General features: G+C 44.0%; 6 protein-coding genes and 3 pseudogenes. 2 read left to right on the top strand and 7 right to left on the bottom strand.

The genetic code is table 11. The annotated features are described in order from the left end of the window. From RIG66_RS26465 to RIG66_RS26445, 5 genes and pseudogenes are all read right to left on the bottom strand, one after another. Nucleotides 1–195, bottom strand: a pseudogene (locus RIG66_RS26465) (transposase); the annotation flags it as partial. Continuing rightward, nucleotides 195–777 (bottom strand): annotated as a pseudogene (locus RIG66_RS26460) (IS607 family transposase). The pseudogenes RIG66_RS26465 and RIG66_RS26460, both read right to left, overlap by 1 nt. 32 nt (nucleotides 778–809) lie before the next feature. After that, nucleotides 810–980: a hypothetical protein gene (locus RIG66_RS26455; protein WP_446381939.1), complete on the bottom strand. Its 171-nt coding sequence runs from the start codon at nucleotides 978–980 to the stop codon at nucleotides 810–812. Nucleotides 981–1067: 87 nt separating this feature from the next. Then, nucleotides 1068–1220 (bottom strand): hypothetical protein, encoded by a 153-nt coding sequence (locus RIG66_RS26450; RefSeq protein WP_446381937.1) that lies wholly within the window; start codon nucleotides 1218–1220, stop codon nucleotides 1068–1070. Nucleotides 1221–1373: 153 nt separating this feature from the next. Continuing rightward, complete coding sequence (locus RIG66_RS26445; RefSeq protein ID WP_446381935.1) at nucleotides 1374–2321, bottom strand: NAD(P)-dependent alcohol dehydrogenase; 948 nt, start codon at nucleotides 2319–2321, stop codon at nucleotides 1374–1376. Between the two features lie 154 nt (nucleotides 2322–2475). On the opposite strand from RIG66_RS26445, the gene RIG66_RS26440 reads away from it, so the two are divergent. After that, nucleotides 2476–3495: an isochorismatase gene (locus tag RIG66_RS26440; protein WP_446381933.1), complete on the top strand. Its 1020-nt coding sequence runs from the start codon at nucleotides 2476–2478 to the stop codon at nucleotides 3493–3495. A gap of 348 nt (nucleotides 3496–3843) precedes the next feature. Here the strand turns inward: RIG66_RS26440 and RIG66_RS26435 are convergent, their stop codons facing one another. Together RIG66_RS26435 and RIG66_RS26430 are read right to left on the bottom strand one after the other, a co-directional pair. Continuing rightward, a complete protein-coding gene (locus RIG66_RS26435; protein ID WP_446381941.1) occupies nucleotides 3844–5652 on the bottom strand; it encodes a glycosyltransferase family 39 protein in 1809 nt (602 codons plus the stop codon). 576 nt (nucleotides 5653–6228) lie between these two features. Beyond that, a complete protein-coding gene (locus RIG66_RS26430) occupies nucleotides 6229–6705 on the bottom strand; it encodes a thiol-disulfide oxidoreductase DCC family protein (protein WP_446381931.1) in 477 nt (158 codons plus the stop codon). 293 nt (nucleotides 6706–6998) lie between these two features. Between RIG66_RS26430 and RIG66_RS26425 the strand changes: the two are divergent. Then, nucleotides 6999–7079 (top strand): annotated as a pseudogene (locus RIG66_RS26425) (IS607 family transposase); the annotation flags it as partial.

Here is a 7079-nt window from a genome sequence, read left to right as displayed (position 1 = left end):
GGCTTTATATTGTTCGGTCTCTTTCATCAAAGAAGCCATCTGATTATAAGTCAAATACCCATGACCATAAATCCAGTTTTGACGGATGAGATAATTGGCTGAGTTGTAAAGATTTTTAGACTGCCAAGACAAGCTATCTATTTCCCTCCAAAAACGATGCCCTTTTTTGATTATATGTCTTTGGGCTAGTAGCATTATTGTCCGTGAGATTTTAACTCGGGCCAAATCTTTTCGGTTTTTCGTTTCGACCTTCTTAATCCGTACATCCGCGAGCAAAAGGAAGTGATAATGGCGATTAAGTCTTCCATTAATTCATCTTTATTTATCCTCACATTGATTAACAATTTCAACTTTTTTGTCTAATTCTTTGAGGAGAATCTCTATATAATTCGTTCCAAATCTAGCGAGACGATCTTTATGTTCTACAATCAAAATATTGTAGTTTGGATCGACTAGGATTTTTGCCAATTGTTTTCGATTGTCATTTAAACCACTTCCAATCTCTTTGACAATTTTATAAATTTTGTAGCCTCTGGCAATTGCATAATCTTTTAACCGCTCTGCTTGTCGATCTAGATTATCTTTGTTTTGGGCGCTGGAAACTCTTGCATAAATACAAGCTATCAAGTCAGGTTTCAAGTTATCATCAATCGCCTCCGAAGTTATGATAATCGTACCAGACGGCAATTGATGACCGGTCAAGTTTCCTTGTTTCCACCACCTCCAGGCAGTTCGATAACTGATTCCTGCTTTTTTGGCATAGTCTGAGAGTTTCATGTCTATATATTACCCAACATGACTACATCTGACTATATTTTTATTGAAACTTTACAATACATCAAAATATCAGAAGCCGCCACCAGGATTTGTTTCGGTATCTCCGCACAGGGAGTTGGTGCAGCACAAGCCGTACCGCCACCCGCCGCATATCCTGCGATCGCCCATAAGGTTTCTAATCGCTTCTTGCCTAGACTACTCAAGGACTATCTCCTGCAATGCTACTAGAGTCGAGGATTTTTCTGTTATAGCCCAGCATAGTTAAGTAAAGATTAACATTTTCTAAAGAATTACACAGATGGGCGTGTAGGGGCGGGTTTTACCGATAACATTTTGACACCAACCACTAACCTGACTAAACCCGCCCTTTTCAGGGTACAGAGTTGCAGAGGTGCGGAGGTGTAGGGGCGGGTTTTACCGATAACATTTTGGCACAAACCCATAACTTGACTAAACCCGCCCTTTTCAGGGTGCGGGAGTATAAGGGTTAAGTCAGGGCGGGTTTTGCACAAACGTTATCATCAAAGCGAAAAGAAAGTCCCTAAACCCGCCCCTATAAACCAGGTTTCCTCAAACGCAGCGAAGAGTCAAAACCTTCAATTGTCAACCATAATCACCAACTTACCCACAACATGACCCTGTTCACTCTCCTGATGCGCCTTAGCAACCGCAGAGAGAGGATAGGTTTGAGCAATGACTGGGCGAAGTTTCTGAACTTCAATCAGTTCTTTCAGAGACTTTAAATCCAAACCATTGGATTTGAGAACCACAACTTTAGCTTTTTTTCCCGGAAGAACCGCCGTGACAAAACTCTCCAGGAAATTACCCGGATAGGGCTGAGTCGTAATATAGACACCATTGGGTTGCAAACAGTCTTGACAATTCCAGAAGGATTGATTGCCGACCACATCGAAAATAATATCGTACTTGGCGGTATCCTTAGTAAAATCCTGCTGAGTATAGTCAATCACTCGGTCAGCACCCAATTGTTTTACGAACTCACTATTTTTACCACTACAAACCCCTGTCACCTGAGTTGCAAACGCCTTGGCAATTTGTACCGCTAAGCTACCCACACCACCCGACGCGCCGTTAATCAGCACGTTGTACCCCGTTTTAATTTTTCCCTCATCTCGCAAGGCTTGCAGCGCCGTAAGTCCGGCTAAGGGAACAGCCGCCGCTTCTTTGTGGCAAAGCTTTTCGGGTTTTGGACAAGCCGCTTTTTCCGACAAAACCGCATACTCCGTATAAGCACCACCCGTGAGATTATCAAGACAGGCATAGATTTGGTCACCGGGTTGAAACCGAGTCACAGCCGTCCCCACGTCTACAACTTCCCCAGAAATATCAAATCCCAAAATCATAGGAAAGCTATAGCCAGTTAAGAGTTGCAACGTTCCCTGTCTGATTTTCCAGTCAATGGGATTAACGCTGGTAGCATGGACTTTGACCAATATCTCATGGGTTTTGACGGGTGGAGTTGGCAAGTCTATAACTTGTAAGACATCCGTGCCACCATACTGATTAATTGCAACAGATTTCATTAACTATTCTTTCTCCACAAAGATTATTACCAATTCTTCTAAAATGTAACAATACTCTCTAGAACAATATCTCAGTCTTGAGGAAGACTCTGAACGTGAGTTAATAATCAATAGTATAGTTGTCAGATGCTTTCGTGAACAGGATTGATTCGTGATGAGTACTAATACTCAACTCCCCATCCCCTCCCATTTCAACTCCAATCACGTTGGAGATGTCTGGCGTGTTCCCTATCAAGAGCGGGTCAACCAAGCCGAAGCTTGGGCAAAACAGCATCATCTCCAGCCCGCCCATGAAGATGAAACCCGGATTGGTTTATTGCTAATCGATGTACAGAATACCTTTTGTATTCCCGACTTTGAATTATTTGTCGGTGGTCAATCGGGTACGGGAGCGGTTGATGATAATGTAAGATTGTGCGAATTTATCTACCGCAATTTAGGAGTCATCACCGAAATTGCGGCGACGATGGATACCCATACCGCGATGCAAATTTTTCATCCTATATTTTGGATTAACGATGCTGGAGAACATCCACCCGCAATGACTAATATATCTATGGAGGATGTAGAAAAAGGCGTGTGGAAAATCAATCCAGCCGTTGTACCTCGGATTCGCCAGGGTGATGAGAAATGGTTACAAGATTATGCGCTGCATTATGCCAAGACGCTCAATTGTGATAGCAAATATCCATTAATTATCTGGCCCTACCATGCCATGCTGGGAGGGATTAGTCACGCTTTGGTATCTGCGGTGGAAGAGGCTTGTTTATTCCATAATGTTGTTCGTCAAAGTCAGACCCATTTTGAAATGAAAGGGAGTCATCCGCTGACTGAAAATTACTCGGTTCTCCAGGCGGAAGTTCTTTTCGACCAGAATGACCAACCCATTGCCCAAAAGAACACGCCGTTTATGGAAAAATTGTTAGAGTTTGACCAGTTAATTATTGCTGGTCAAGCCAAGAGCCATTGTGTGGCTTGGACTATTGATAACTTGCTGGGTGAAATTCAAGCTAGAGATCCTAAGTTAGCCGAGAAGGTTTATTTACTGGACGATTGTACGTCTCCGGTTGTGGTTCCTGGGGGTGCGGATTTTACGGAACAAGCTGAGGCGGCGTTTCAACGGTTTGCTGATGCGGGAATGCATCGGGTAAAATCGACTGAACTTATTGATTGAATGTTGGACAAAAAACAGCAAAAAACTTGCAATAAATTAGGGTTGGGATTAGGGCGGGTTTTGTTTTTGATTTTGAGGTGACTATCTAATTGAGTCCCTAAACCCGCCCCTACAAATTGTTCCTAAACTTGCCCCTACATCTTTGGCGTGCGATCGTGCGATCGCGCGATGCTTGCGTAAGTAGGTAAATGCTACTGTGTGATCAGGTAATGTGGCGTCTAAATTATAGTGCAGTGCTGTAAATAAGGGGTAGATGGAGGTAATGATTTACCGAAAGAAAAGGGAGCAAAGGTTGTCAAATTGAACAGCAGTGGTATTAGAACTTAATTGTGTCCACCCACTTAGGCATTACGGCAAATCCGATGCCGAGGAACCCTCATAATCATTAGCCAAGCAGTGATACAGTTGATAATTATAACCATCAACCCATATCTTATTCTGAGAAAAATCTTCCGTATAACAGTTGGGTAAATCGGCTACTGTCGCTTTAAAATTGACCAGCCATATATCTAGAGGGCGTGGTAGTTGAGCCAGTGTTTGTTCAAGAGTGGTTGAGGCTGGACAGGTTGACGCTTGACAGCGATATTGGTCTTGATGAGCCAGGAGAAATTGGGGATTCTTGATCGCAGATGAGTCATGATTCCTCAACTCCCAAGCAATTCCCATCATTTCCCCTGTTTGCACTAAGGTATTATGGGTAGTCGCGATGAGAACGGGTGAAGAGGATGCTTGCTCAATAATTGGCACTAAAAGGTCGGGACGATAATATTTTTGATAGCCTAAGTTATTAACCACCGTAATCCCACTTAATACTCCCATTACTCCCACCATCACGACGACAAGTTGACCCCGGTTTCGCCAAAGGGAAAAGTTGTGTAATTTGTGAGACGTTTTCCCGATAACCGCTAACGCGGCGGCGATTAATAGGATGACAGCCGGAAAATAAACAAAGTGATATCGTGCGCCTCTGGTCAAGTCTTTGCCTAGAATATAAGTAATACCAAAAAATAGCGCGATCGCACTCAAGACAAACCCCGCTAAAACCCCAGACTGCCAGCGCGTTTCAGCTTGTCGCACCAAGGTTTTACCTCCCCGATAAACAAAGGGAATAACCCAGACAAAGAACCCAATCATCACCGCCCCAGACACCAACACAATCCCTAATGACGACGATTCCACAGGTAACAGCGACACCATCGTAATCCAAGCCGCCAACGTCTGAAAAATCGGATTAATCCAACTCAACAGACTTTCCCGATTCAGCATCATCCAATCCGCCATCTGGGATTCATACCCTCCCTGTAACACGGGTATCCACACCAAACCGCCAATTCCTGTTCCCATCGCCGCCGCCAAAATCCGCCACCAATTCAACGATTTTGGGGCTAAATTCTTGTCTGGGTACGACTCCACGGGCGTTTCCCTACCGTTCATCCCTCGTTTTCGCCCAACACGATAATGCCACAACCCCAATCCCATCAGGGCAATTCCTTCAGCAAAAAGGGTCAAACTAAAAAAGTAGTGGGTAGCGATACCCAAACTATTCACTAGAACCCAAACTAATACCACCTTAATCGGTAAAGGTGTGCGGCTTTTCAGATGCTGTACCGCCACAACAAAGCAACTCAGGGAAGCGATAACCCAAATAATACCTAACGTATAATGACGGGCTTCCTGTGCCAAATAAATCCCAAACGGAGACAGCGCCATCATCGCAGCGGCGAATTGCGCCACAACCTGAGAACGAAACGCCAGCCAGCCGAATCCATACATGGCTGGGATAGAGAGAACACCCAAAAAAGCTGGGAGCGATCGCGCCGCCCAAAGTGAGATATACTCTCCTAAAGTGGGAAATAACTGCATCCACCCATGCGCCAGCATAAAATAAAGTGGCGGATGGTGATCCTCGGTTAACAGCTTCTGCCAGACTAAACCCACACCAGCGTCAGGGTTAGTTTTGAGAGGATGCAACAATGTTTCTAGGGAAATAGCTTGGTCAAGGGGTACAGCCTGAAAACTATTACCCAAGCTAAACACCAGCGTCGCAAACTCATCCGTCCAAGGGGACTTTAGGGTAAGATTGGTGAAGCGCAACGCCGCACCAATGACAATCCATACCAGTAGCAGGAGTAGATTAAAGTTTTTCCGGGATTGCAAAATATTCAACGGGAACAGAGGAGTAATGTTTGTAGTTGCGCTGTCTTCGCCATCAAAGCTAGCATCACCTACAACAAACCTTTAAGTCAATGCCAAGCTCATTAGAACGGGTTAAATTAAAAGTTTGTAGTCGCGCTGTCTTCGCCATCAAAGCCAGCCTCACCTCCAACCAACCTGGAACACAAAGCCCAGTTCATTAGGACAGGTTTAATTGTCAAGTTAATAATAACCAACAAGAGCAATTTTTGTTTTGCCGTTATCAGTAAGCCAGGGCGGGTTTTGTTTTTGCGTTATCGGTGAATAGCTGACTTTAGTTCCTAAACCCGCCCCTACAGAGTTCCTAAACCCGCTCCTAAAATTGTACCTAAAGCCACCTCTACTATGTTTCTAAATCGTGGCACATCTTATTTGATAAATTAGAATTACATCCAGAAACTGTAGGGGCGCATGGCGTGCGCCCGATTCAACAATTTTAGCTTGACCACGACATTATCGTGAGGAGAACGAAGCGTAACGCACCATTAATCAAGTTATCTTTGCCCAACCTTATCGATAAGACACATTTCCAAATCTAGATTAATCTTCTAGGCGACATTTTTGATCATCCCGACAATCTAAACCCTGTTGACGTTGGGCAACTAAGGTGGCTAGACTGGGGCGTCCTGTCAGTTTGAGGCGTAAGTTTGCCCAGATAGTATAAATTTGATTGGCTAAACCATTGAGGATGGGTAGGCGAGTTGGGGCATATATCCAACCCATTCCTAGAATCTCGTAGACAGTACGAAATACTTCAATATCTTTGATAATTTTACCATCTGGTAATATTGCATGAATGCGCCCCATTGCCGTTTCATAATCAACCCCGCTATTGTCTTCAGGATTATAGGATTCATCGGCAATATCGACAAATTTCACTAATCCTCTACCCGCATCCCGTTCTTGGAGAAAGTTAACTTCTCGTAGACACAAGGGACACTCTCCATCATAGAGTAGCTTGATTTGCCAGGATGGGGCTTGTGGATTGGATCGGGTTAGGGTTTCAGCGCTAGACATCAATATTTTTCTTCGTTTGTCAAGGGTTTTATCGCTATATTAATAAATCTTAATAAATAGGGGTTGCCCTGTCAACTTATCTCTGTTACCGTCTAAGGTAGAATCTGTCATGCTGAGCAGAATGCAGTGAAACGGAATGACGCTCGCGCATCTGTCCAGATTCTCGTATCTCGTTCTTCGCTATAGCTTCGCTTCACGCAACGCTGTTCCTAGACATGATAGAACGCAACTTGGTATTGTAAAGTTTCAATAAGAATATAGTCAGATGTAGTCATGTTGGGTAATATATAGACATGAAACTCTCAGACTATGCCAAAAAAGCAGGAATCAGTTATCGAACTGCCTGGAGGTGGTGGAAACAAGGAAACTTGATC

Origin of the sequence: Coleofasciculus sp. E2-BRE-01 (assembly GCF_040221695.1) — a bacterium.
GTDB lineage: Bacteria > Cyanobacteriota > Cyanobacteriia > Cyanobacteriales > Coleofasciculaceae > Coleofasciculus.
This window is presented reverse-complemented; position numbering and strand designations above follow the sequence as displayed.

What these genes read in the sequence shown, in the direction of transcription:
- RIG66_RS26450 (WP_446381937.1), bottom strand. Translation starts at nt 1,220, where the DNA reads ATGGGTTTGTGCCAAAATGTTATCGGTAAAACCCGCCCCTACACCTCC.
- RIG66_RS26445 (WP_446381935.1), bottom strand. Translation starts at nt 2,321, where the DNA reads ATGAAATCTGTTGCAATTAATCAGTATGGTGGCACGGATGTCTTACAA.
- RIG66_RS26440 (WP_446381933.1), top strand. Translation starts at nt 2,476, where the DNA reads ATGAGTACTAATACTCAACTCCCCATCCCCTCCCATTTCAACTCCAAT.
- RIG66_RS26430 (WP_446381931.1), bottom strand. Translation starts at nt 6,705, where the DNA reads ATGTCTAGCGCTGAAACCCTAACCCGATCCAATCCACAAGCCCCATCC.